Genomic DNA, 21,535 nt, shown 5'->3' with positions numbered 1-21,535 from the left:
AGCGGAAACCAACGGGCAAAATTTATAAGTAAAAACAACAATCTATGAGAAAAGAGCCTTGAAATAAAGACAAGATAAGAATTTGATGTTCGTTAAAACATGGGTGCTTTAAAATGTGAACAGGAAAGGAAGACGGTGCTTTCATACGATTATCGCCCTGTCACCCCAATTATATATTATTTATTTTTCCCACTAGCATCTTCAGCAAGCTCTTTGAAAGAAGAAACCTTCCCGTGCGGATGCTGTTCTTGTTTTCTCACGTCCCACTGTCTTTCTTTTTCATGTTTTGATTTTGTCAAACGAATGACCTCCCTTCTCCTATTAACATGGACCATTTTCTTTCCCTCTATCCAGAAAATAACGATGCACAGGAAACAAACAAGTAAAGAAGTATGTACTAATGCTAGACATAGACTTTTATTTAAAACATGTTTTCCAAAAAATGTTACTTTTGAAAATATAGAGTGGATTGAAGCAGAAGGCACTTGACTCCCACGGGATAATAGAGGAAAGTAAGTGCCTGCAGCAGCAAGGACGGTCAGTGCTTACAACCAATAAACTTGACGAAAACAGCCTATTTAAAACAATCAGGAAAACTTTTCTTTAGAAGGTTTCATCCACAGAAGTACCATGAAAACAAGACTGAAATATCCGAACAGAGGATATAAATAGGCAAGTAATTTACTGTACTCAAAAAAGCTTAATAAATAGGCAAATGTAAAGATAAAAGACACAACGACTAAAGATGAACCCTTCCAATAATTCTTCAACTGTTTATCTAGCCCAAACACACCACCAATGACAGATGTAAATATTTCGCCAAAGATAATTAGAATATAAATAATGTATACCCCCGAAAACATTGACTTTACAACAATCGCCATTGGTATTTCATAAAAAGTAACATTAGGAATTGTAATAAGGGTAAAGTGGCTAGAAATTAAAATAAGCGTAAGTAGAGCTCCCCCTAAATAACCTCCCCACTTAACCATTTTGATATCTTCCATTTCAGCCGCTACCGGGACAAGCACTGCCTGAGCCATCGCAAGGTTGAAAGCAGCGTAGGTGAATGGTGCAATTACGGACTTCCATCCATCATCTACATATGGGATTTCAAACATACTTTCAAGAAAAAGTGGATCTCTTATGGAATGCAGCATCAAAAATACGTTAAATATAATCATTAATGGAACAACAAAAGTATTAACTGCAAAAAGACCTTTCATTCCCACTATCATTGTTAGAAATCCTAATATAATGGTTAGAAGCACACCAACTTGTTTAGGAAATCCTAGCTGTTCTTCAAACAGAGCACCTGCTCCTGATAGCATTACGGCCGTTACACCAAGGAGCATCCCCATCATTAAAATATTCATAAATTTAGAAAACCATTTTCCAAATAAGTATTCATTAAATTGCTCAAAGGATGTCGCTTTTATTTCGTGAGCTTTCATCATAATTTTAGAACCTAAATAAATAAACAAAAGGCCGCTGATTAGTATACCGATAAATCCGACAAAGCCAAAACGAGTGAAAAATTCGACAATCTCCCTCCCTGTGGCAAATCCGGCTCCGATAACTGTACCAACATATACAGCAGCTATTTGAAAAGAACCAGTAATTTTCTTCAGTTCTATCACCTCTTTTTTCCCTACTACTTCACCATATGTACAAGCAGGGGAAAACAGAAGTGGATTTTTCAAGTTCGATATGGGCCTTTCCCCACGCTGGTTGGGCGACCAGCTCTTTTCCCTACTTTATATCTACTACCTTTCACTTGATTTATTCCTCGTTCCCCTAACCACTTCCAGTAAATAAAAAAATGAGTGCTCCATATAAGAAGCACCCACTTTTACTAATAGGATAAGTCTTTAATCGACAATCCAACATTCTTGAGTAATTCGATTGCCTGATCTTTTTCTTCGATAGATAATACTGACATTAATTCATGTATTCTCTGTTCATGTGCTGGGAAAATGTCATCTATTAATGCTTTTCCACTTTCACTTATTTGTGCATACGTAACACGTCTATCTTTTGGACATGCAACCCTGTTAATCAATTTCTTTTTCTCTAACTTGTCTACTACATAAGTAATACTTCCGCTTGCTAGAAGAATTTTCCCACCAATTTTTTGAAGTGGCTGGTCTCCTTTATGATAAAGAAGTTCTAACACAGCAAACTCTGTAGGGTTCAAGCCTTTTTCCGCAATATGCTTGTTAATTTCTTCGTTTAGAGCTTTATAAGCCCTTGACAATACGATAAATAATTTTAAAGATTGTTTGACTTCTGTTTGTTCATTCATTGTTCATCATTCCTTTAATCGAACAAATATCTCAGTTTCAAATCATTATACAGAATTTTATATGAAAGTGTCAATCCTTATTTTGTAATAACCTTCCAGTTATGATTAACAGTCGCCTTTACCTCTTCATGCTTTAGAAAATAATTTGCTAGTAGCTCCGTCATATCAATCTGTATATCTTTTATTACTGGCTTATCCCAAAACATTTTATACTCTCCGCCACCACCCGCACGATAGTTATTCATCACAACATCATATTGTGCACTCTCTTCTATATCATTTCCTTGATACTGAAGTTTGGTAATTCTTTCGCCTATCGGCTTTGTTAGGTCAATAATATAATCAATTCCTTCCCACATATCATAATTGTAGTGCTGTGGCTTTGGAATGGAAAATTTAGGATTAACTTGTACAGAACCATCATCTGAAAGAAGGAAATAAGATGCCGACCGCTCTAGTGCTGCTCTTATATCCTGACCCATTAATCTAATAACGGTCAACGTGTTGGGATATACATAGTTTGAAACGATATCTCTCATTGTAACATGCTGAGGCAGTCCTAGACCTGCATTATTAAACAATGCTGTATTAGAAATATCAGCACCTGTTGATTCCATTTGAACCTTATTAATGAACTCGATCCACGGATGTTCTACAAGCCTTGCTTGCAGTGGACTGTCTATTTCCATATTTCCATTTATTTTACCGATTGGTTGATCAAGCCAGTGTTGTGTCGCATTCTCATACGATTGGACCAAGGATAACACTTCTTCATCACTTTCGAAGTTTGACAAATCAACGAGATCACTTGATTTTGAAATAATTATCCATTCACCACCCCTTTTTTTAAGTTGTAATGTAACATTTCCCACAAATTGTCCATTGTATCCAGGCTGCACAATTGTTACGCCGTTCACGCTACCAGTTAGTTGTCTATGCTGATGTCCTGTCAAAAGCACATCTATACCTTCTATCTCCTGACAAATACGATAGGCTTGATTTTCCCCTGTTTCTACTTCGGATGACTCTCCCGTTTGAAGGTCTCTTTCAAAACCTCCATGATACGAGACAATCATTACATCCGGTTGCTCTACTTCCCGAATATATCCAACCCACCTTTTGGTAGAAACTACCGCATCATAAAAATGGAGATCACTAATATGTTTAGGATTTTCCCAATTAGGTATATAATGCGTCGTTACTCCTAGTACAGCTACTTTTAAACCATCTGAAAAAGTTTTAATAAAATATGGAATACCAAAATAAGGTTCCTTTGTTGCTTTGTGAACGATATTTGCGGACAAGTACGGACAATTTGCTTGACTAGCAGCTGATTTTAATGGTCCTATCCCATAATTAAACTCATGATTTCCGACAACTGCTCCATCATATCCAATATTATTTAACACTGTTATCATCGGATTTGGTTTATGAGCTAAAAATTTCACATAATGATACGTTAATGGCGTTCCTTGAATAAGATCACCATTATCAATAACGAGTAGATTGTCCTTTTGTTCCCGCAATTCTTTTACGTAAGTAGAAACTTTCCCTAAACCTAATGGTGTCGTTTTTCTAGAACCATAAGATATAGGGAAGATATTACCGTGCACATCACTGGTTTCTACTATAGTTAATGTACTAAAAGCAGTTTTAGCCAAATTTTGTCCCTCCAAGTATAGCTATTACCTTTATGATAGCAAAAAAATCTTTGTAATGTTATCTCCATCACAATCATTTTGAACTCTGCCTAAAGGGATATCTTCAAGGGGAATTGATATTAAAGAAGTAATGTGTAAATAAATAGTTGGTATTTTTCTCTAATCTTCCTGTATAATCATAATTATTTAGTTATGATTTATCAAAATGTGAAATATGATTGAATGAGATAGATGAAAGGTATTGATAGAAATGAATGAAGTATTAATTGGAAGTACTCTGTCTGCACTTTCTACAGGAATTGGGGCTTTAATTATTTTATTTCTTCCTGGGTCGGTTACACATAGTTGGAGAGATATACTTCTTGCCTTCACTGCAGGGATCATGATGGCAGCCTCAATGCTTAGCCTGATCCCTGAAGCACTAACAAGCGGTGGATTACTTCCATTAGTCGTTGGGATTTTTCTTGGTGTGGCAATTCTGACTATTATGGAAAAAAATATCCCTCATATTGACCTCGAACACTCAAAAAATGGGATTGAGTTTGATGAAAAAGCAATGTTGATAATAGCTGCAATAACATTGCATAACATTCCAGAAGGCCTCTCAGTCGGGGTGAGTTACTCTGTTGAACAAAGCGACACTGGGAACCTAATTGCATTTGCTATTGGACTTCAGAATGCTCCAGAAGGTTTTTTAGTTGCTTTATTTTTAGTAAATCAGAAAATTAATCGCTTTAAAGCCTTTATTATTGCAACCTTGACTGGAGCAATTGAAATCGTTACAGGTCTACTAGGTTTTTACCTTACAACCTATGTTGACTTTTTAGTACCGTACGGACTCGCCTTTGCTGCTGGTGCAATGCTTTTTATTATATATAAGGAATTAATTCCTGAGAGTCATGGTGATGGAAATGAGCGGAAGGCTACCTACTCGTTTATCGTTGGAATATTATTTATGATTATGTTAATTGACATGTTTTAACGACTTGCTGTTGTAGTAATGCAACAGCTTTTTCTTTTGATATTTTAATAATGGGAAGCTTTGTATTCACTAATTGTTGGTGATGACTTCATTTCTTTACTGTTACTATTTAATTTTTGATATTGATCTAATAGCTTATCAAGCTGCTGACTATATAAAACTGTCTGCTTGTTCGTTAACCCATATTTTTTTCCAACCGTTATCATTTTTGATCGCTTTTTATTAATTAATATTAATAGGAAAATTTTCTTAATAGAAGAATACATGTTAGTTCCAAGACCCCTTTTTCATATAATGGATACGTTTGCACTGCTAAGAATCTACCTATATGATGACTACTTTGAAGTTGAAATACTAATTACTAGAGCATTATCCCAACTATTAACATAAAAGTAAATAGATTCGCAAAAATAGACAAAACAACAATGAATACTCGTTCATTTGACAAATTTTTCAGTACAAAAATAGAAGCGATTTGCCCGGATACGACAAGCTTTCTAAAAAAAAGACCTCGAGTCTCTAGACGCTAGAACTAGACATAGAGTACTCCCATAAAACTATTATTTACATACAAATTTTTATCTTTTCCAATAAAAAAAGGTCCGTCCCTCGTCGCTTTAACGCAGTGAGGGACGGACCTTTGACTTACTTTCTATTTAAATAATCCTAAATCTTTTATTCTATTGATTGCTTCTCTTAGTCTGTCTAAATCAGTCAATAAACCTACTCTTACATAGCCCTCTCCGTATTCTCCAAATCCAATTCCAGGTGCTACGACAACTTTTGCTTTTTCAAGTAAGTAGTCGGAAAATTCTACAGAGGTAAAGGAATCTGGGACCTTTAACCAAGCAAAAAACGACCCTTTAGGTGCTGTTACATCCCAACCAATTTCTTGTAGCCCTTCTATTAACACATTTCTGCGTTCTTCATATGTATCTCTAAGTTCCAAAACACATCTTTGCGAGTCTGTTAAAGCGGTAATAGCAGCATCTTGAACGGCACCGAAAATACTTACATATAAGTGATCCTGAAGTAAATTGATAGCCTCTATTACACTTTGATTCCCTACAGCAAAACCGACTCTCCACCCAGCCATATTATAGGTTTTAGATAGTGTGTAAATTTCTATACCAACATCCTTAGCACCTTCTGCTTGTAGAAAACTAATTGGCGTATTTCCATCAAAACCGATAGACCCGTAAGCAAAATCATGCACAACACAAATATCGTTTCGCTTCGCTAATTCAACTGTTTCTTCAAAAAATCTCTGCGAAGCAGTTGCTCCCGTTGGGTTATTTGGATAGTTTAAAAACATTAGTTTTGCTTTTTCCAATGTTTCTTTTTCTAAATCACTATACACAGGTAAAAAATGATGCTCTTCCTTCAACGGCATCGTTTCCATTTGCGCACCAGCGAGCGTAACACCTGACCAATAATCGGGATATCCTGGATCCGGGACAAGTACAGTATCCCCCCTGTCTAATAAACATAGTGGAAGTTCCACTAACCCTGCTTTACCACCGAAAAGTATTGCAACTTCCGTGTTAGGATTGACTTCTACTTCATACTCTCTCTTATAAAAGTTAGCTACAGCCTCTTTAAATTCTTGCTTTCCTCTAAATGGAGAATACTTGTGATTAACTGGAGAAGTTGCTGCCTCTTGCAAACTTTCGACAATATGCGAAGGGGTCGGTTGATCTGGATTTCCTTGTCCTAAATTAATAACATCATGCCCCTCTTCCGTAACTTTCTCCACTTTCGCTGCTAAAGATGCAAAAAATTGTTGAGGCAGAGACTTCAACAAATCTGATTGATTAAATGTTTTCATTTTTACCACCTGCCAGACGATTATTAATTTTTCTGTTTTACCTTTCACCAAAATCCCTTTCGAATGCGCGTAGGACAATTAACAATATTCTTAATTATTTTACTTTAAATTTCTAGTCACAAATGATATAACGGAAACGAAAGAATGTAAAGTAAAAATTTTTCGAAAATGATAACGAGGGGGAACTAATATGGGAATGAAGATTGCTATTGCACAAATAGATATTGCTTTTGGTGCACCAGACAAAAATAAAATTCATGTGCAAGAATGGCTAAAAAAGGCTAGCGAACAAGGAGCAGAGCTTGTCGTTCTTCCTGAGTTATGGACGACGGGGTATGATTTAACAAGAATCGACGAGATAAGTGACCTAGGAGGAGAAAATAGTATTAAATTTTTGAAGAAACTTGTAGCGGAACATCAAATTCATATTATCGGCGGATCCATTCCAGAAAAGACAAAAAACGGTGTAAAAAACACAATGATTACCATAAATAACCAAGGAGAACTAGTAAAAAAATATTCAAAACTACATCTTTTCAAGCTTATGGATGAGCACCACTATTTGTTACCAGGAGAAGAAGACGGGTTATTCACGCTCAACGACACGCAAATGGCAGGACTGATTTGCTATGATATCAGATTTCCAGAGTGGATTAGAAAACATGTAATAAATGGGGCAAGAGTAATTTTTGTTGTCGCTGAATGGCCACTAGCTAGGGTTGATCACTGGAGAACACTATTAAAAGCAAGAGCCATTGAAAACCAATGTTTTGTTATTGCCTGCAATAGGGTCGGTGCTGATCTAAATAATGAATTTGCAGGCCACTCTCTTATTATCGATCCATGGGGAGATATATTAGCTGAAGGTTCCGAACATGAGGAACTTATCCATGCAGAAATAGATTTCACAGAAGTAGAGAAAGTAAGAAAAAAGATACCTATTTTTCAAGATAGACGACCTTCCTTTTATTAAGCAGTAAAAGTTGACAATTAGAATAATTTGGGATATTATACATCTCAAGTAAAAATAAACAAACTAATATTTAACTCTTATCAAGAGCTGGCGGAGGGATTTGGCCCTATGATGCCCAGCAACCGACCGTAATACCGTTGTAAAACGGGGCGAACTACTCGCCTGGCATAGTCCACAGTAAGGCACGGTGCTAATTCCAACAGGAAGGATACTTTCTGGCAGATAAGAGGTGAGAAGCATATTGAACTTCAAGCCTCTTTCATCAGAAAGAGGCTTTTCTATGTGCACAAACCCACAATTGAAAAGCCTCCTATATAAAATACATATGCAAGTAAAGGAGTTATATCATGACACAAACACATACTATCCCGGAATCCCTAGCGTGGCATGAAGATCATTTAACTATTTTAAATCAACAAAAACTTCCTAATATAGAATACCTTCACCTTTATAAGATAGAGGACTTTTATGAAGCAATCGCATTATCAAAAGTGAACGAAGCTCCTGCAATGGAAATTACAGCAGCTTACGGCTTAGCGCTTGCTGCCAATGCTGTTGACACAGAAGACCCTCAAGAATTCGTAAAATATTTTCAAAGTTATAAAGACTATTTGGCATCTTCACGGCCTACTTCTGAAAACATATCCAGGGCTTTAAACAGGTTAGAAAAGATGGTGAGAAGAGCTACCTCCATTAACGAAGCAAAAACAGACCTATTGCACACAGCAATTCGTATTCATATTGAAGTTGAAGAATCATACAGGGAAATTTCATCAGGTCAATAAATAATGCCTACTCTCTCTAAAAGTAAATTTTCCGATTAACTTCCTCGCTCTAATTCAAATGAAGTCTTGAAAAGTTCTTGAAAATAAGGCGATAGTTGGGTATTCTAATAAAACAATCCTCAACTTAAAGGTGTGGTTATCATGCGAATTAATAAATATATTAGCGAGTCTGGAAAATCATCTAGACGCGGTGCAGATAAATTAATTAGTGAAGGAAGAGTCACGATAAACGGAAAAGTTGCAAAAATAGGTGCCCAAGTCGAGCCTGGGGACGATGTCCAAGTAAGTGGGAACCCAATCCGGATGGCAAGAAATAATGTCTATATTGCCTTAAATAAACCTGTAGGCATTACCAGCACAACGGAGAAAAATGTTAAGGGAAATATTGTTGATTTAGTCAATCATCCATTAAGAATATATAATATTGGACGATTAGATAAAGATTCAGACGGCTTAATACTCCTCACGAACGATGGAGATATTGTAAACGAAATTTTGCGTGCCGAAAATAAGCATGAAAAAGAGTATATTGTTTCAGTAGATAAACCGATCACTCCTGAATTCTTAAAGGCGATGTCAGAGGGAGTAAAAATATTAGGTACAAAAACACTTCCTTGCGAAGTAATACAGTTATCAAAATTTGATTTTCAGATCACTTTAACACAGGGGTTAAATCGCCAAATTCGCCGTATGTGTGCTGAGCTAGGATACGACGTTTATAGACTGCAACGAACCCGAATCATGAATATTCATTTAGGAAACCTTCCCCTTGGACAGTGGAGAGATTTATCAAAGAAAGAACGCAATCAATTATTTAAAGAGCTAAACTACGAGCCAAAAGAGTGGTAAAAAAGAGGATTTAATCGTTAGCTGATTGGCTTGTAGTCAAAAGGGCTAAGCATATTTTAAATATGCTTAGCCCTTTACTTTTTACCAAAAAAGAGTAACTGAAAAACGATACTCTATTCTACTTTTTTTCCAAACTAAGCAGTATTTCTTTTTTATCCACCTGTTTCCCTGCGTAACCTGTAAGCTTTTTGTTTTTCCCTATAACCCGGTGGCATGGAATAATAATTGGAAATTTATTCGATTTATTTGCTTGCCCTACTGCTCGGACAGCTTTAGGGTTTTGGATCCTTTCTGCTACTTGTTGGTAAGACAAGATGCCGCCGTATGGAATTGTTTTCAACACTTCCCAAACCTGTTTTTGAAAGGCTGTCCCTTTTATATGCAAGGGAAGATCAAATTCTTTTCGTTGCCCCGAAAAAAATTCATCTAGCTGTTTTTTAGTTTCTATTAGTATCGGATTCTCACTTTCTTCAGTAACGTTATTTGTTACGAACTCGACTCTAATTAAGCCAGTGTCATCTGCACTGATCTCTAAGTTTCCAACAGGACTGTCTATTATTATAGTATCTTGAGGCAAACTATTAGCTCCTTCCCTATAAGCGCGAATTTACTTGACTGGTAAGTATAAATGAAATGTTGTTCCTTTTCCTACTTCACTTTCTACCTTCACTCTTCCATTATGCTCTTTTATTATATTGTAACTTACCATAAGTCCTAATCCAGTTCCCCGTTCTTTCGTCGTATAAAAAGGCTCCCCAAGCTTTTTCAGTTTGTCCCTTGGGATTCCTATTCCCTGATCTCTGATCAAGATATGAATCATATTTTCATCCGTTTTTTCCATGTAGATAGAATTAACTCCACCTTCTGGCATTACTTCAATCGCATTTTTTATGATGTTGATAAATACCTGTTTTAATTGATTCGGTTCAGCAATAATAAGTGGTAGGTCCTTCTGATAATGCTGATCAAATTGGACATTATGCATCATAGCCTGTGCATTAAGTAGTTCGACTGTATCCCTCATAATCTTCTCAAGGTTCGTTTCCTGGTATTGGATTGCTTGTGGCTTTGCCAGGATTAAAAACTCGGTAATAATCGTTTCAATTCTTTGCAGTTCTGACTTTATTACATTAAAGTACATATCATGTTTACTGTCTACACTGTTTTCAAGCAACTGAATAAATCCTTTTAACGCTGTCATCGGATTACGTATTTCATGGGCAATCCCTGCTGCTAGCTCCCCAACAACACTGAGTGTATCAGATTTTCTTAATTGTTCCTGCATTTCAACTTGTTCAGAGATATCTCTCATAACAGTCAAATTCAGATTAGAGAGTAGATTATACTTAGAAGAAAGCTCTATATACTGCGTCCTGTCATCGTCTAATTGAATGGCCCTCAGTAAACTTGCTTGTCCTTCCTCTTTCAACCTAACTAGATAATCTCGGTAATCCTTTTCTTCCTCTGAGCTGATATTGAGTATCTCCCTAATATCTTTTCCAATTAATTGATCCTTTTCCAATCCTAAAATATCACTTGCAACTGGATTCGCATAAACAACGACATAATTATGATTAGTAAGTAGCATGCCATCTAACGTACCTTCAAAGATTTTTCTAAACCTTTCCTCGCTTTCTCTCAACTCTTTTTCCATTTGATAACGTTCGCTTACGTTTCGGAAAATTGTCATGTTATATCCATCACCAGAATGAAGTTTAGAAGTGAACTCTAAATGTTTTAATTGATTATTCGGCATTAGGAATAAAATTTCATCCCGAACGGCTCCTTTATTTTTCAATTCCTCCATCACAGTATCAAACTTTTGTTGCTCTAATGGGTAAACAAAGTCTTTGATTTTCTTTGTTAATATTTCTGACAGTGAACATTCAAACGTCTTTAATGCTGACTGATTGGCTTTTAATACTCTACCATCATGATCCCAAAGGACGATAGCATCGATCGCTTCATCAAATAAATCCTTAAATAATTCCTCACTTCTTTTTAATTGCATTTCTATTTTTCTTTTTTCCGTAACATCTCGCAGAATCGCCATATGCAGTTTATGATGTACATCTGGACTTGTCGTAAATTCGACAATAGAAACACCGTTTGTGTGCTGAATCGGTATTTCTCCCCTAGCTCTGCGATTATTATCCAATAATTCTTGAACCTTCTCAATCTTATATACAAAGTTCTCTGGTATGAACGATCGAATATCACGCTTCAACAAATCTTTTTTTTCCATATCTACTTGCTTACAAAAGGCAGCATTCACATCGTTAATTTTCCCTTTAGAATCAAATAAAATGATACTTTCTGCAGCTTGTTGAAAAATATTAGACAACATATGTAATGACATTTGTTCGTTCCGTTCTTTTTCTCTCTGCTTTGTAACATCTTTGAAGTATACAAAGGTATTGGAAGAATGTGTAGATCTTTTCATAATTAATTCTACATGAATGATTTCGTTTTTTGCTGTATTCATTAATGTTTCGTCTTCTAACTGTTCTCCTGTTCGAAATACTGATTTGTAATGAGAGAGGATGGGTGACGGAACAGCCGAAAAGAATTGGATAAATGATTGACCATATATAGTATCCTTCGTTAGACCTAAACAAGCACAGGCTATTTCATTGCAATAAACAACATTCAACTCTGCATTCACGATTAACACTGGAATAGGAGAAGCACTGCAAATCTCACGTTCAATCATATTTACTTCATCCTTAACCTCTTTCATTTCAAGTTCACTTCCATTTGTCATTCCTAGTCCCCCTAACAGATTAAAGCCTTTCTTTAGACCCATTTATCAAATTAAATCGTATGTCTCAATTTTTTTTTGGTGATAATTAACAATGTAATAAACGGTTCAATCATTGTATTCTTGGGTATGTATCCTATAATGAATTTTTATAAAGTTGGTGAAACTATGAAACATCGTGATAGTTATTTCGATAACGCTAAATTTATATTGATTTTTCTAGTTGTGTTTGGACATTTAATTCGATCCTACATTGAGAGCGATCCATTTATCCTTTCATTGTATAAAACTATCTATACTTTTCATATGCCCGCATTTATATTAGTATCCGGTTTCTTTGCTAAAGGAATCATGAAACAAGGGTATATTGGAAATTTGGCAAAAAAATTGATTTTACCGTATATTATGTTTCAGATTATTTATACCGTTTTTTATTATTTTCAAGACCACCAATCGACCTTTATAATGGATCCCTTTGATCCACATTGGTCTCTTTGGTTCCTAATTAGCTTATTCTGCTGGAATGCCTTACTATATATCTTCATTAAATGGTTTAAATTAAAACCACTATATGGACTCTGTATCGCATTCAGCATTGGACTTCTTATCGGGTTTGCTGATGAAATATCAAATTATTTAAGTTTATCAAGAACATTTGTATTTTTCCCTTTATTTTTGTTAGGGTATTACATGAAAAAGGAACACTTTGACTATTTCAAAACAGGAAAGGCCCGCTTAATCGCTAGTATTGCCTTTTTGCTTGTTTTTCTTGGAATGTATTTTATGCCAGAATTCTCCGATAAGTGGCTACTTGGATCAAAACCGTATGAAGAGCTTGGAGGTGAAAATATAATCAGTCTTGGAATGAGAGCCATTGTTTATACCCTAAACATATTAATGGTCTTTGGCTTCTTTACATTCGTTCCGCAAAGACGTCAGCTTTTTACCAAGTGGGGGAAAAATACCCTATACGTATATTTATTACATGGATTTATCATTCGAACATTTCGCGGTAGTGAGCTCGAAAGTACGATTGATCCTAAACAATCGCTTGTGGTTCTCTTAATTGTTTCGCTAATGATCACAATGCTCTTCTCAACAAAAATTCTTACTAGTATAACCCAGCCACTAATAGAGTTAAAGTCGACAAAATTAAAGTCATTTTTAACTAAAAAAGATACACACAAAAACATAACCGAACATTAAAAACCAACAAGGGGCTGACACATTTCATTGAGGTCAGTCCCTTCCATTTACCCTGCATAAGTTTTATCATAAGTTAATAATTCGTACCATATTGATAAAATCCTTCCTATATTTACAATTAATTTTCACCATTTTTTTCACCCGGACAATCTATCTAGCATGTTAAATGCGATAGTTATTTTTCCATAACTTTTGGAGCACCCTTTTAAAGGAAGTTTTTCATCATTGAGCTTTTGAACAAGCTTCGTTAGAATATAACATGTTATATTTTTTACTGAATGTCATGTAATGCTAATATGTGGGGGCTTTTCTGCATCCCACCAGAAGACGAGGAGTATAGAAATGATGAAAGTTGTATTAAGTACTTTAAATGCCAAGTTTATTCATACAAACTTAGCATTGCGTAATTTAAAATCGTATGCAGAACCAGAGTACAGTAGTGAAATTGCGGAGTATACGATTAAAGACCCCGCAATGAATATTGTGTCAGATTTATTTTCTAAAAAGCCCGATGTAATTGGCTTTAGCTGTTATATATGGAATATTGAAGAGACGATTACTGTAATTGGAATGCTTAGAAAAATCCTTCCAGACGTCACGATTGTTCTTGGAGGTCCTGAAGTCAGCTATGATGTCACTTATTGGCTCGACAGGCTAAAAGATATCGATTTTATTGTTATCGGTGAAGGAGAACAAACGTTCAAGCAGCTGCTGACTGAGCTAGATAGCGAAAAAGATTGGGCAAACGTACACGGGATAGCGTACTTGAAAGATGGAAAACCTGTGGTCAATCCGCAGCGAAATAAGCTAGATCTTCGTGAACTACCTTCCCCATTTCGTTTTGAAGAAGACCTCCCTAACTTATCAAAACGAATAACTTATATTGAAACGAGCAGAGGGTGTCCGTTCCGTTGCCAATTTTGCTTATCTTCTATTGAAGTCGGTGTCCGATATTTCGATAGGGAAAAAGTCAAAGAGGATATCCGTTTCCTCATGAAACACGGGGCAAAAACAATTAAGTTCGTTGATCGAACATTTAATATTAGCCGCAGTTACGCAATGGAAATGTTTCAGTTTTTAATAGACGAACATCTTCCAGGCACCGTGTTTCAATTTGAAATAACAGCAGATATTATGCGCCCTGAGGTTATTCAATTTTTAAATGATAATGCACCAAAAGGGCTATTCCGTTTTGAAATCGGAATACAATCAACAAATGATGAAACGAATGATCTTGTTATGCGGAAACAAAACTACCAAAAATTAACGAGAACTGTCACGATGGTAAAAGACGGTGGGAAAATTGATCAGCATCTTGACTTGATTGCGGGGCTTCCGGAAGAAGATTATCATTCATTCCGAAAAACATTCAATGATGTTTTTGCACTAAGGCCAGAAGAACTTCAGCTTGGTTTCTTAAAAATGCTGAGAGGTACTGGCTTAAGAATTCGAGCAAATGATCATCAATACATTTATATGGATCATTCTCCTTATGAGATATTAGGAAACAATGTTCTTTCCTTTGATGATATTGTTCGAATTAAGCAAGTGGAAGATGTATTGGAAAAGTATTGGAACGATCATCGGATGGACAAAACGATTGAATATCTCGTTACGACTATTTTTGAAACACCGTTTGACTTCTTTCAACAATTCGGATCCTACTGGGAAAATCAAGGTTGGTCTAGAATTGGTCATCAGCTAGAAGATTTATTTAGAAGACTTCATCAGTTCCTATTGGAAATAAAAGTAGATAATGTCGATATTATCGAAGGGTTAATGAAATGGGACTATTTACAAAACCAACGCTATAAACCAAGAAAAGCTTGGTGGAAGCATGAAATGACAAAGAGCGACCGTTCTGAAGTTTACCAACGTATCCTTGTATCCCCATCGATGATTGGAGAAGAATTTACTCATTTAGAGCTGTCAGAAAAAGACCTGTACAAACATACAATTCTTGAGCAAATAAAAACGGCGGATGGAACATCTCAATATATCCTTGCTTATTACGAACCATCTTCTGGAGAGTCAAAACTATTTACATTTGATAAAGAGACAGTGTATGAATACTAAGAAAAAATGTTAAGCCGAAATCGGCTTAACATTTTTTCTTTTCCTCTTTTTTCTTCGATTGCTTTTGTGTTAGTTCATAATGTTTAGCAAAGTTAATATCACCAAATTCTTGGCCAAATTCTTCACGGAAATTTTGTTTTTTCTTTCCCATTAGCCTCTACCCTTTTTCCCTTTATAGGAGTTACGATTTTTTCCTTTTGCTGTATCTTCACCATGTGCAAATTCCGCAGAAAATTCCGTTTCCTCTAAATTCTTCTTTGGAGTTTTATTGTTTTTTTTCGCTGCATCATGTTGTGCTTTTCTTTTTGCCAAAGTAAACATCCCCTTTCTAAAGATTAGATTCCCCCCAAATTTGGATTACATTCATATGAAGACAAGAGGAGTTTTTATAAAAAATAGACTACCCATAACTAGGTAGCCTTTAGAATTAACCAATAATAATTCGTTCCTTTGGATAATGATATTTTGTTGCTTTTTGTTTTTTACCAATCATGATTAAGAAACTTAATATACCGACTCTTCCAATAAACATCAAGATCATAATCACACATTTTCCTACCGTTGATAATTCGGGAGTAATTCCCATCGACAAACCGGTTGTACCAAATGCCGATGCTACTTCGAATATAAGTTGAATAAGTGAATGATTACTGTCCGTTATAGAAAGTATCAATACAGAAAGAAAACATAAAAATGTCGCCATTATGGTGACTACTACTGATTTTGTCAAATCTTCCTCATGAATTTCTCTTTTAAAAACTTTTATATTCCTATTTCCTCTTGCAAAATGAAATAAAAACAAGATATTTAAGGCAAAAGTAGTTGTTCGAATCCCCCCACCTACAGAGCTTGGAGAGGCCCCAATAAACATTAAACCTGAAAGAAATAACAGTGTCGAAAGCGAAAATGCATTCATATCCATAGTGGAGAGTCCACCACTCTTAGTTGAAGCAGAATGGAAAAATGCATAGAAAAATGCTTTATGCCAATCCATCCCTTTGAAAAAATGATTCATTTCTAGTAAAACTATGATTACTGTCCCAAGAACTAAGAGAACAGCAAATGTTAATGTGGTTATTTTTGTGAACAAAGAAAAATGATGTTTCTTACGTTCTCTATTTACAACAAAATCTTTTGTTTCAATTAATACAGGAAATCCAATTGCACCAAGTGTAATTAAAATAATTGTAACAAACTGTACGAAGTAATCATTAGCATATGGAATTAGTGATTCTCCAGTTATATCAAACCCCGCATTAGTTGTAGCAGTAACAGATGCAAAAACCCCATGATAAAAAGATTCCTGCCATGTTGGGTAGTAATTTAAGAAATATACTCCTAGTATTAGGGCTCCTATCGCTTCAATTAAAATAATTAATAATAGTATTTGACGCAATAAATTTACTAACCCTGAAAGAGTTGACTGATTTTGATCCGTCATAATCAGTTGACGCTCTTTCAACCCAATCTTTTTCCCGACCAATAACCAAAAAAATGTTCCTAGTGTCATGATACCAATACCGCCAATTTGTAGTACGAACATTAAAATGAATACCCCTGTTGTACTAAAGGTATCTACAATACTAACAGTAGATAATCCTGTAACGCTTACTGCACTAACCGCAGTAAAAACAGCATCAATAAACGTCCATTCGACCCTAGGCTTATGGGCAATTGGTAAACTTAATAAAATGGTTGATATAGTTATACCAATTAGATAGTAAGAAACGATCACTTGAGCTGGCGTTAATTTGTTCAGTGTTAATCTAAGTTTCAACAACATAAAAGCGATTCCCTTCCTATAAGTTCTTATCTATCTTAAATAATAACGGTAGAGAATGAAAGAGATAATGACAAATTTTTTGTTTTTTTATTAGTATGTTTATGTAGAACTGTGTCTAGAACAAATAACTTGATTTATTCCATACACCTAAATTCTCAATACCTGACATATTTTTAGTGTTCTCCAATAACTAAGAAAAATTACCACTCATGAATATGGTAGAAAAACAGATAATAGAGATACGGAAAAAAATTTCCTACTACTATTTAATAAAGGAGGTTTCTAGTCATGGCTAGAAGCAGCAATAAACTATTAGTACCAGGTGTAGAACAGTATATGGAACAAGTAAAGTTCGAAATCGCCCAAGAATTTGGCGTAAACTTAGGGTCAGACACAGTTTCTCGTGCAAATGGTTCTGTTGGTGGAGAAATCACGAAACGTCTTGTCAAGCAGGCACAATCACAGTTATCAGGACAAGGACAACAAAACCAATAATAAATGGAATCAAAAGAGACTGCTTCAGCGCAGTCTCTTTTCCTTTTTATCTTTCTTCTCATGTTTATGATTTGATTTCCCATGTCCCTTACCATTATGTTCACTCTTATGGTTGTTGTTTTGCTTTTCAGCTTTACGTTCATGATGATTTCCTGGATGCTCTATTTTTCGATGTTGAGGTCTTACATTTTTATTTTTACCTTTTGATTGATTACCGTTATTGACTCTGCTTTTATCTTTATGATGCTTGTTTTGCTTATTTTGTTCGTTTAAATGCTTTTCTTTTTTATGGTTGTTTCTCCCGCTAGATGGTTTATCCTTTTTATGCTTATTATCTCCAATGGACTGTTTTTCTTTCAAAGGTTTATTAGAAGATTCCTGCTCCGCAGATAGACTGTTGTTTTTCGCCGAGTCCTTTTTATCTTTAGCCTTTTCTTTTTGACTTTCACTGTTTGTATCATCTTTTTCTTTCATAAATTTTGCTACAGTCATTCCTTTTTCTTTTGCTTCCTTTCTCTCTTTACTAGAAGCTTCTTTATAAGTAATGCTTGTATTTGTTTCTTTTTCAATACTTTGTTCAAAAGAGGTTAGTTCGTTTGTTATTACTTTAACGTCTTTTGTGGATGCAAGCGAAGTAAAGACGGAAGCAATAACAATAGTATGATTTTCTGTTAAGAAGCCAAGTTCATCGCATTCTTTAATAATTTTTTCTGTTACTGCTTCTACCTTTTCTCCTTTCCAATCATTTAATTCACTTATCACTTTTTCCGCATCTTTATTAAAAGAAGTAATTTCCATTACTTTCCTATCATGATTTACAGACAATTCCATACTTGGATTAATATCCACCGACACATATGCATATGCTTCTTTATTCTGGAGTAAGGATGCTGATACCATTGTAATAATGATTAGAAAAGCAGCTGCAATGGAAGCAACTTTCCAAAGGGACGAAAACAAAAATTTCTTTTGTTTCCTCTTCTCTTCTTGAATAGGGAAAAAGAAAATTTCTTTTCCTATTTGGTAGGAATAGTCAGACCGTTTTTCCCCTTTCAAAAATTCCCCTTCTGGAGTCATCATAATGAGGAGATTGTCTTCGATATCCATTATTATTCCTTTTCTCATATATCCAACCGCCCTTTTAAATAATCCCTTAAGTAATAATAATCTCCCATTAATATGATGGTAATTGCAATAATATATTTTCTATTTCTCTCAATTGTTTTTCTACTTACGTTTGCTAGCTTTTCCAGTTTCTTCATCGGCAACCTTTTCTTTTCAAGTAAGTAGCTTTTCAACTCTCTATTTTGAACAATTAATTGTGCAATAGAAATGGCATTTAACCTTGCATCTTCATGTTTTGGGGAATTTTCTACTAATTCTTGAAAGGTTAATTTATACTGTTGAAGTTGCTTCTGAAAAGCGAGGATTTCCTCCCCACGATTGCTTGCTTCTTGCTGCTTTTCATATTCACTAACAGAAATGGAATTTTCAATCACCGAACTAGTAGCACTATTTTCATCCGATAAACTAGCTTGTTCCATTCCTACTGTATTATCTTTTGCGTTCTTTCTTATATAATCGATAACCTTACGTTTAATTACTATTTCTGCGAAACTGATTAAAGAAGAACCCCGTGTCTGATTGTATTTCCAGATAGCATCGTTAAATGCGATAAGTCCTATACTAAACTCATCGTCATTATCCGTTATGTATCGTTTACATACAGAGGACACAGTCTTTTTTACAAACGGTTTATAATCTTCTAGAACGTTATTTAACAATTGCTCATCACCATTTTGAATAGAAATCGCCATTTCCTCTAGCGATGGCTTTACCTTACGCTTCGTAATAATAGATAGGAAAAAAAGCATCATCAGTCTCACCTCATTCTGCCCATAATTATACTTGTATCATGGTTAAAATCAATGGATAAATGAGGAGACTGAACTATTATTAAATTCCAATTCACACCAAACTATAGGGATACGCTCATCATGATAAAGCTTTTTTAATCAATACATTATATCGAGTTTAAAACGACATTTTCATTAAAATTATTACGTTTTTATTTCTAGCTTTCTGGGGGCTGTAAAAAAATAAAGGTTGTTTTCATAAAGTTTATTGTTTGTGAGCAACGGATTGCTCCTTTCCGCTGCAATCCACTCTACGTTTTCAACTGTTATTAAAAGCAACCATTTTTTAGAAAACAGTCAAAACAAAAAGCGGTCTAGCAATAGTTAAACTAGACCGCTTCGTTTTTATTAAAATGTTAATTAGTTTCTTCCACATTAACCTGATTTGCTTTTTTTCTAGATAAAAGATATCCACCTACAGCAAGTATTATTAGCACAGACCAAAATACAAGCTTCCAACCTGTAGACTCTGGAAAATGATGATCTAATATAGCTACCTCAGGATGCGCTAAAGTATGAACTGCCAACTTAACTCCAACCCAGCCAACAATTAGGAATGCTGTTGATTCAAGTGTTGGATATTTCTCAAGTAATTTCACAAACCATGTTGCCGCAAATCGCATGATAACAAGACCAATAACTCCTCCTAAGAACATGACAAGGAACTGTCCACCATCTATTCCACCAATATCGAACCAACCTGTAGGCTGCAACGTTACAGCGAGAGCCACTGCTGCAAGCATAGAATCAATAGCAAAAGCAATATCTGCTAATTCTACCTTCAAGACTGTTGTCCAAAAGCCCGACCCTTTTGTCTGTTCTTTCTTATCTTTGTCATCATCACCTTTTCGCTTTTTCATAAAGTGATGAATAGCAATATAGAAAAGATAAAGTGCACCTATAGCTTGAACTTGCCATACATTAACTAAAAACGAAATAAGGAATAATGCCATGAAACGAAAAACAAAGGCACCCAATAACCCATAAAATAACGCCTTTTTCCTTTGTTCTCCTGGCAGATGTTTAACCATTACAGCCATTACAACAGCGTTATCCGCTGCTAGAATACCTTCAAGCCCCACTAAGACGAGCAACACCCATCCATATTCTAAAATAATCGAAGCATCCATAAAATAATTCCCTCCTAAATTCTCCTCCTAGTTTTTCAATAGGCAAGGAATTTAATCAATACAAAAAGACCCTTGCCTAAATAAGGCAAAGGTCTTGCTTAGCACACGAATATGCCAACAAAGCCGATGGAAGAAATCCACGAAATGACGACTTTGTTTAGGTTCACACCTATAGCTACTCCCCTTTGTCAGGAAAAACCGAATTAATTTGTATCTTTATTGTACATGAATTACGTGTATTCGTAAACCATTAGTTTTGGAATAGCAAAAGAATCTTTTTTATCACTAATCCAATAATAACCCCCGGAATCACACACAACATTGGAAAAAAAATTGGCCCGATAAACTTGTCCAAAATATATACTCTTGGAGAATACATTAACCCAACAGTAACGGTGTAAGCAGAGAATACAAAAGGTAGATAGGCTAACTTCTCTTCTTTCTGCAATGCAAATTTGTAAGCATCCCACATAGCAAACATGTATAAACATGGATAAAACATTAACCATTGATAATCAATTATTTGTGCAGCTTGCTTTGTGTTTCCTAAAAAGCTTTGCATTATCGCTTCATTAAAATTACTCTGGATATTAATTAAAAATTCCAATAAGACAAAAAGGATACCTTTTACTAGCTGACCGGTGAGTAGCTGCGGAAACCCTGGAAGTGCTATGCTCCATAATAGTGCTTCAAGCTTAGGAAGTGATTTCATTACCCACCACTATCTATTTTATTTTTTATTCCTAACTGGTAAAAAAATGAGTCTAATGAAGAGCATCGATATA

The 21,535-nt window shown here is 35.2% G+C and carries 22 protein-coding genes and 1 riboswitch; of the genes, 7 read left to right on the top strand and 15 right to left on the bottom strand.

What is annotated here, in order from left to right:
* Window positions 1–176: 176 nt before the first annotated feature.
* From ACFSUL_RS03590 to ACFSUL_RS03575, 4 genes are all read right to left on the bottom strand, one after another.
* A complete protein-coding gene (locus tag ACFSUL_RS03590; protein WP_377932776.1) occupies window positions 177–299 on the bottom strand; it encodes a DUF6254 family protein in 123 nt (40 codons plus the stop codon).
* A 288-nt stretch (window positions 300–587) separates the two neighbouring features.
* The gene (locus ACFSUL_RS03585) at window positions 588–1,631 is read right to left on the bottom strand and encodes a YkvI family membrane protein (protein ID WP_377932895.1); all 1,044 of its coding nucleotides are present in this window, start codon (window positions 1,629–1,631) and stop codon (window positions 588–590) included.
* 224 nt (window positions 1,632–1,855) lie between these two features.
* Window positions 1,856–2,305, bottom strand: a complete 450-nt coding sequence (locus tag ACFSUL_RS03580) for a MarR family winged helix-turn-helix transcriptional regulator (RefSeq protein WP_377932774.1) — start codon at window positions 2,303–2,305, stop codon at window positions 1,856–1,858.
* A gap of 77 nt (window positions 2,306–2,382) precedes the next feature.
* Complete coding sequence (locus ACFSUL_RS03575) at window positions 2,383–3,966, bottom strand: bifunctional metallophosphatase/5'-nucleotidase (RefSeq protein ID WP_377932772.1); 1,584 nt, start codon at window positions 3,964–3,966, stop codon at window positions 2,383–2,385.
* 250 nt (window positions 3,967–4,216) lie between these two features.
* Here ACFSUL_RS03575 and ACFSUL_RS03570 point away from each other — a divergent pair, with 250 nt between their 5' ends.
* Window positions 4,217–4,948, top strand: a complete 732-nt coding sequence (locus ACFSUL_RS03570) for a ZIP family metal transporter (RefSeq protein WP_377932770.1) — start codon at window positions 4,217–4,219, stop codon at window positions 4,946–4,948.
* Window positions 4,949–4,992: 44 nt separating this feature from the next.
* On the opposite strand, the gene ACFSUL_RS03565 is transcribed toward ACFSUL_RS03570, so the two are convergent.
* Complete coding sequence (locus tag ACFSUL_RS03565; protein ID WP_377932768.1) at window positions 4,993–5,214, bottom strand: aspartyl-phosphate phosphatase Spo0E family protein; 222 nt, start codon at window positions 5,212–5,214, stop codon at window positions 4,993–4,995.
* A 386-nt stretch (window positions 5,215–5,600) separates the two neighbouring features.
* Window positions 5,601–6,776: a pyridoxal phosphate-dependent aminotransferase gene (locus ACFSUL_RS03560; RefSeq protein WP_377932766.1), complete on the bottom strand. Its 1,176-nt coding sequence runs from the start codon at window positions 6,774–6,776 to the stop codon at window positions 5,601–5,603.
* 190 nt (window positions 6,777–6,966) lie between these two features.
* Here ACFSUL_RS03560 and ACFSUL_RS03555 point away from each other — a divergent pair, with 190 nt between their 5' ends.
* The 3 genes from ACFSUL_RS03555 (at window position 6,967) to rluF (ending at window position 9,383) form a co-directional block, all read left to right on the top strand.
* Window positions 6,967–7,749, top strand: coding sequence for a carbon-nitrogen family hydrolase (locus ACFSUL_RS03555; protein ID WP_377932764.1), 783 nt, complete (start codon window positions 6,967–6,969; stop codon window positions 7,747–7,749).
* A gap of 74 nt (window positions 7,750–7,823) precedes the next feature.
* A riboswitch (SAM riboswitch) is annotated at window positions 7,824–7,978 on the top strand.
* 118 nt (window positions 7,979–8,096) lie between these two features.
* Window positions 8,097–8,534 carry a hypothetical protein gene (locus tag ACFSUL_RS03550; RefSeq protein WP_377932762.1) on the top strand — a complete coding sequence of 146 codons (438 nt, stop codon included), beginning with the start codon at window positions 8,097–8,099 and terminating at the stop codon, window positions 8,532–8,534.
* Between the two features lie 141 nt (window positions 8,535–8,675).
* Window positions 8,676–9,383: a 23S rRNA pseudouridine(2604) synthase RluF gene (rluF, locus tag ACFSUL_RS03545; RefSeq protein ID WP_377932760.1), complete on the top strand. Its 708-nt coding sequence runs from the start codon at window positions 8,676–8,678 to the stop codon at window positions 9,381–9,383.
* Between the two features lie 118 nt (window positions 9,384–9,501).
* On the opposite strand, the gene ACFSUL_RS03540 is transcribed toward rluF, so the two are convergent.
* Both ACFSUL_RS03540 and ACFSUL_RS03535 read right to left on the bottom strand, forming a co-directional pair.
* Window positions 9,502–9,960 (bottom strand): methylated-DNA--[protein]-cysteine S-methyltransferase, encoded by a 459-nt coding sequence (locus tag ACFSUL_RS03540; RefSeq protein WP_377932758.1) that lies wholly within the window; start codon window positions 9,958–9,960, stop codon window positions 9,502–9,504.
* 30 nt (window positions 9,961–9,990) lie between these two features.
* A complete protein-coding gene (locus ACFSUL_RS03535; RefSeq protein WP_377932756.1) occupies window positions 9,991–12,147 on the bottom strand; it encodes a PAS domain S-box protein in 2,157 nt (718 codons plus the stop codon).
* Between the two features lie 165 nt (window positions 12,148–12,312).
* Here ACFSUL_RS03535 and ACFSUL_RS03530 point away from each other — a divergent pair, with 165 nt between their 5' ends.
* Both ACFSUL_RS03530 and ACFSUL_RS03525 read left to right on the top strand, forming a co-directional pair.
* Window positions 12,313–13,350 carry an acyltransferase family protein gene (locus tag ACFSUL_RS03530; RefSeq protein ID WP_377932754.1) on the top strand — a complete coding sequence of 346 codons (1,038 nt, stop codon included), beginning with the start codon at window positions 12,313–12,315 and terminating at the stop codon, window positions 13,348–13,350.
* A gap of 345 nt (window positions 13,351–13,695) precedes the next feature.
* Window positions 13,696–15,426 carry a B12-binding domain-containing radical SAM protein gene (locus ACFSUL_RS03525; RefSeq protein ID WP_377932893.1) on the top strand — a complete coding sequence of 577 codons (1,731 nt, stop codon included), beginning with the start codon at window positions 13,696–13,698 and terminating at the stop codon, window positions 15,424–15,426.
* Between the two features lie 25 nt (window positions 15,427–15,451).
* Here ACFSUL_RS03525 and ACFSUL_RS03520 read toward each other — a convergent pair whose 3' ends face one another.
* From ACFSUL_RS03520 to ACFSUL_RS03510, 3 genes are all read right to left on the bottom strand, one after another.
* Window positions 15,452–15,577, bottom strand: coding sequence for a hypothetical protein (locus ACFSUL_RS03520; RefSeq protein ID WP_377932752.1), 126 nt, complete (start codon window positions 15,575–15,577; stop codon window positions 15,452–15,454).
* A complete protein-coding gene (locus tag ACFSUL_RS03515) occupies window positions 15,577–15,738 on the bottom strand; it encodes a hypothetical protein (protein WP_377932750.1) in 162 nt (53 codons plus the stop codon). Before ACFSUL_RS03515 ends, ACFSUL_RS03520 begins: the two co-directional genes overlap by 1 nt.
* A 115-nt stretch (window positions 15,739–15,853) precedes the next feature.
* Window positions 15,854–17,209: a TrkH family potassium uptake protein gene (locus ACFSUL_RS03510; protein WP_071413021.1), complete on the bottom strand. Its 1,356-nt coding sequence runs from the start codon at window positions 17,207–17,209 to the stop codon at window positions 15,854–15,856.
* Between the two features lie 288 nt (window positions 17,210–17,497).
* Here ACFSUL_RS03510 and ACFSUL_RS03505 point away from each other — a divergent pair, with 288 nt between their 5' ends.
* Entirely contained in the window at window positions 17,498–17,704 is a 207-nt protein-coding gene (locus ACFSUL_RS03505; protein ID WP_377932748.1) for a small, acid-soluble spore protein, alpha/beta type, read from the top strand.
* Window positions 17,705–17,728: 24 nt separating this feature from the next.
* Here ACFSUL_RS03505 and ACFSUL_RS03500 read toward each other — a convergent pair whose 3' ends face one another.
* From ACFSUL_RS03500 to ACFSUL_RS03485, 4 genes are all read right to left on the bottom strand, one after another.
* The gene (locus ACFSUL_RS03500) at window positions 17,729–18,829 is read right to left on the bottom strand and encodes an anti-sigma factor domain-containing protein (RefSeq protein WP_377932746.1); all 1,101 of its coding nucleotides are present in this window, start codon (window positions 18,827–18,829) and stop codon (window positions 17,729–17,731) included.
* Window positions 18,826–19,578 (bottom strand): RNA polymerase sigma factor SigI, encoded by a 753-nt coding sequence (gene sigI / locus ACFSUL_RS03495; protein ID WP_377932891.1) that lies wholly within the window; start codon window positions 19,576–19,578, stop codon window positions 18,826–18,828. The genes ACFSUL_RS03500 and sigI overlap by 4 nt, the downstream gene beginning before the upstream one ends.
* Before the next feature lie 398 nt (window positions 19,579–19,976).
* The gene (locus tag ACFSUL_RS03490; RefSeq protein WP_377932745.1) at window positions 19,977–20,750 is read right to left on the bottom strand and encodes a TerC family protein; all 774 of its coding nucleotides are present in this window, start codon (window positions 20,748–20,750) and stop codon (window positions 19,977–19,979) included.
* A gap of 250 nt (window positions 20,751–21,000) precedes the next feature.
* Window positions 21,001–21,462: a hypothetical protein gene (locus ACFSUL_RS03485; protein WP_071413026.1), complete on the bottom strand. Its 462-nt coding sequence runs from the start codon at window positions 21,460–21,462 to the stop codon at window positions 21,001–21,003.
* Between the last annotated feature and the right edge of the window lie 73 nt (window positions 21,463–21,535).

The organism is Bacillus seohaeanensis (assembly GCF_042684945.1).
Taxonomy (GTDB): domain Bacteria; phylum Bacillota; class Bacilli; order Bacillales; family Bacillaceae_B; genus Rossellomorea; species Rossellomorea seohaeanensis.
This window is presented reverse-complemented; position numbering and strand designations above follow the sequence as displayed.

What these genes read in the sequence shown, in the direction of transcription:
- ACFSUL_RS03580 (WP_377932774.1), bottom strand. Translation starts at nt 2,305, where the DNA reads ATGAATGAACAAACAGAAGTCAAACAATCTTTAAAATTATTTATCGTA.
- ACFSUL_RS03570 (WP_377932770.1), top strand. Translation starts at nt 4,217, where the DNA reads ATGAATGAAGTATTAATTGGAAGTACTCTGTCTGCACTTTCTACAGGA.
- ACFSUL_RS03565 (WP_377932768.1), bottom strand. Translation starts at nt 5,214, where the DNA reads ATGTATTCTTCTATTAAGAAAATTTTCCTATTAATATTAATTAATAAA.
- ACFSUL_RS03560 (WP_377932766.1), bottom strand. Translation starts at nt 6,776, where the DNA reads ATGAAAACATTTAATCAATCAGATTTGTTGAAGTCTCTGCCTCAACAA.
- ACFSUL_RS03555 (WP_377932764.1), top strand. Translation starts at nt 6,967, where the DNA reads ATGGGAATGAAGATTGCTATTGCACAAATAGATATTGCTTTTGGTGCA.
- ACFSUL_RS03550 (WP_377932762.1), top strand. Translation starts at nt 8,097, where the DNA reads ATGACACAAACACATACTATCCCGGAATCCCTAGCGTGGCATGAAGAT.
- rluF (WP_377932760.1), top strand. Translation starts at nt 8,676, where the DNA reads ATGCGAATTAATAAATATATTAGCGAGTCTGGAAAATCATCTAGACGC.
- ACFSUL_RS03535 (WP_377932756.1), bottom strand. Translation starts at nt 12,147, where the DNA reads ATGACAAATGGAAGTGAACTTGAAATGAAAGAGGTTAAGGATGAAGTA.
- ACFSUL_RS03530 (WP_377932754.1), top strand. Translation starts at nt 12,313, where the DNA reads ATGAAACATCGTGATAGTTATTTCGATAACGCTAAATTTATATTGATT.
- ACFSUL_RS03525 (WP_377932893.1), top strand. Translation starts at nt 13,696, where the DNA reads ATGAAAGTTGTATTAAGTACTTTAAATGCCAAGTTTATTCATACAAAC.
- ACFSUL_RS03520 (WP_377932752.1), bottom strand. Translation starts at nt 15,577, where the DNA reads ATGGGAAAGAAAAAACAAAATTTCCGTGAAGAATTTGGCCAAGAATTT.
- ACFSUL_RS03510 (WP_071413021.1), bottom strand. Translation starts at nt 17,209, where the DNA reads ATGTTGTTGAAACTTAGATTAACACTGAACAAATTAACGCCAGCTCAA.
- ACFSUL_RS03505 (WP_377932748.1), top strand. Translation starts at nt 17,498, where the DNA reads ATGGCTAGAAGCAGCAATAAACTATTAGTACCAGGTGTAGAACAGTAT.
- ACFSUL_RS03500 (WP_377932746.1), bottom strand. Translation starts at nt 18,829, where the DNA reads ATGAGAAAAGGAATAATAATGGATATCGAAGACAATCTCCTCATTATG.
- sigI (WP_377932891.1), bottom strand. Translation starts at nt 19,578, where the DNA reads ATGCTTTTTTTCCTATCTATTATTACGAAGCGTAAGGTAAAGCCATCG.
- ACFSUL_RS03490 (WP_377932745.1), bottom strand. Translation starts at nt 20,750, where the DNA reads ATGGATGCTTCGATTATTTTAGAATATGGATGGGTGTTGCTCGTCTTA.
- ACFSUL_RS03485 (WP_071413026.1), bottom strand. Translation starts at nt 21,462, where the DNA reads ATGAAATCACTTCCTAAGCTTGAAGCACTATTATGGAGCATAGCACTT.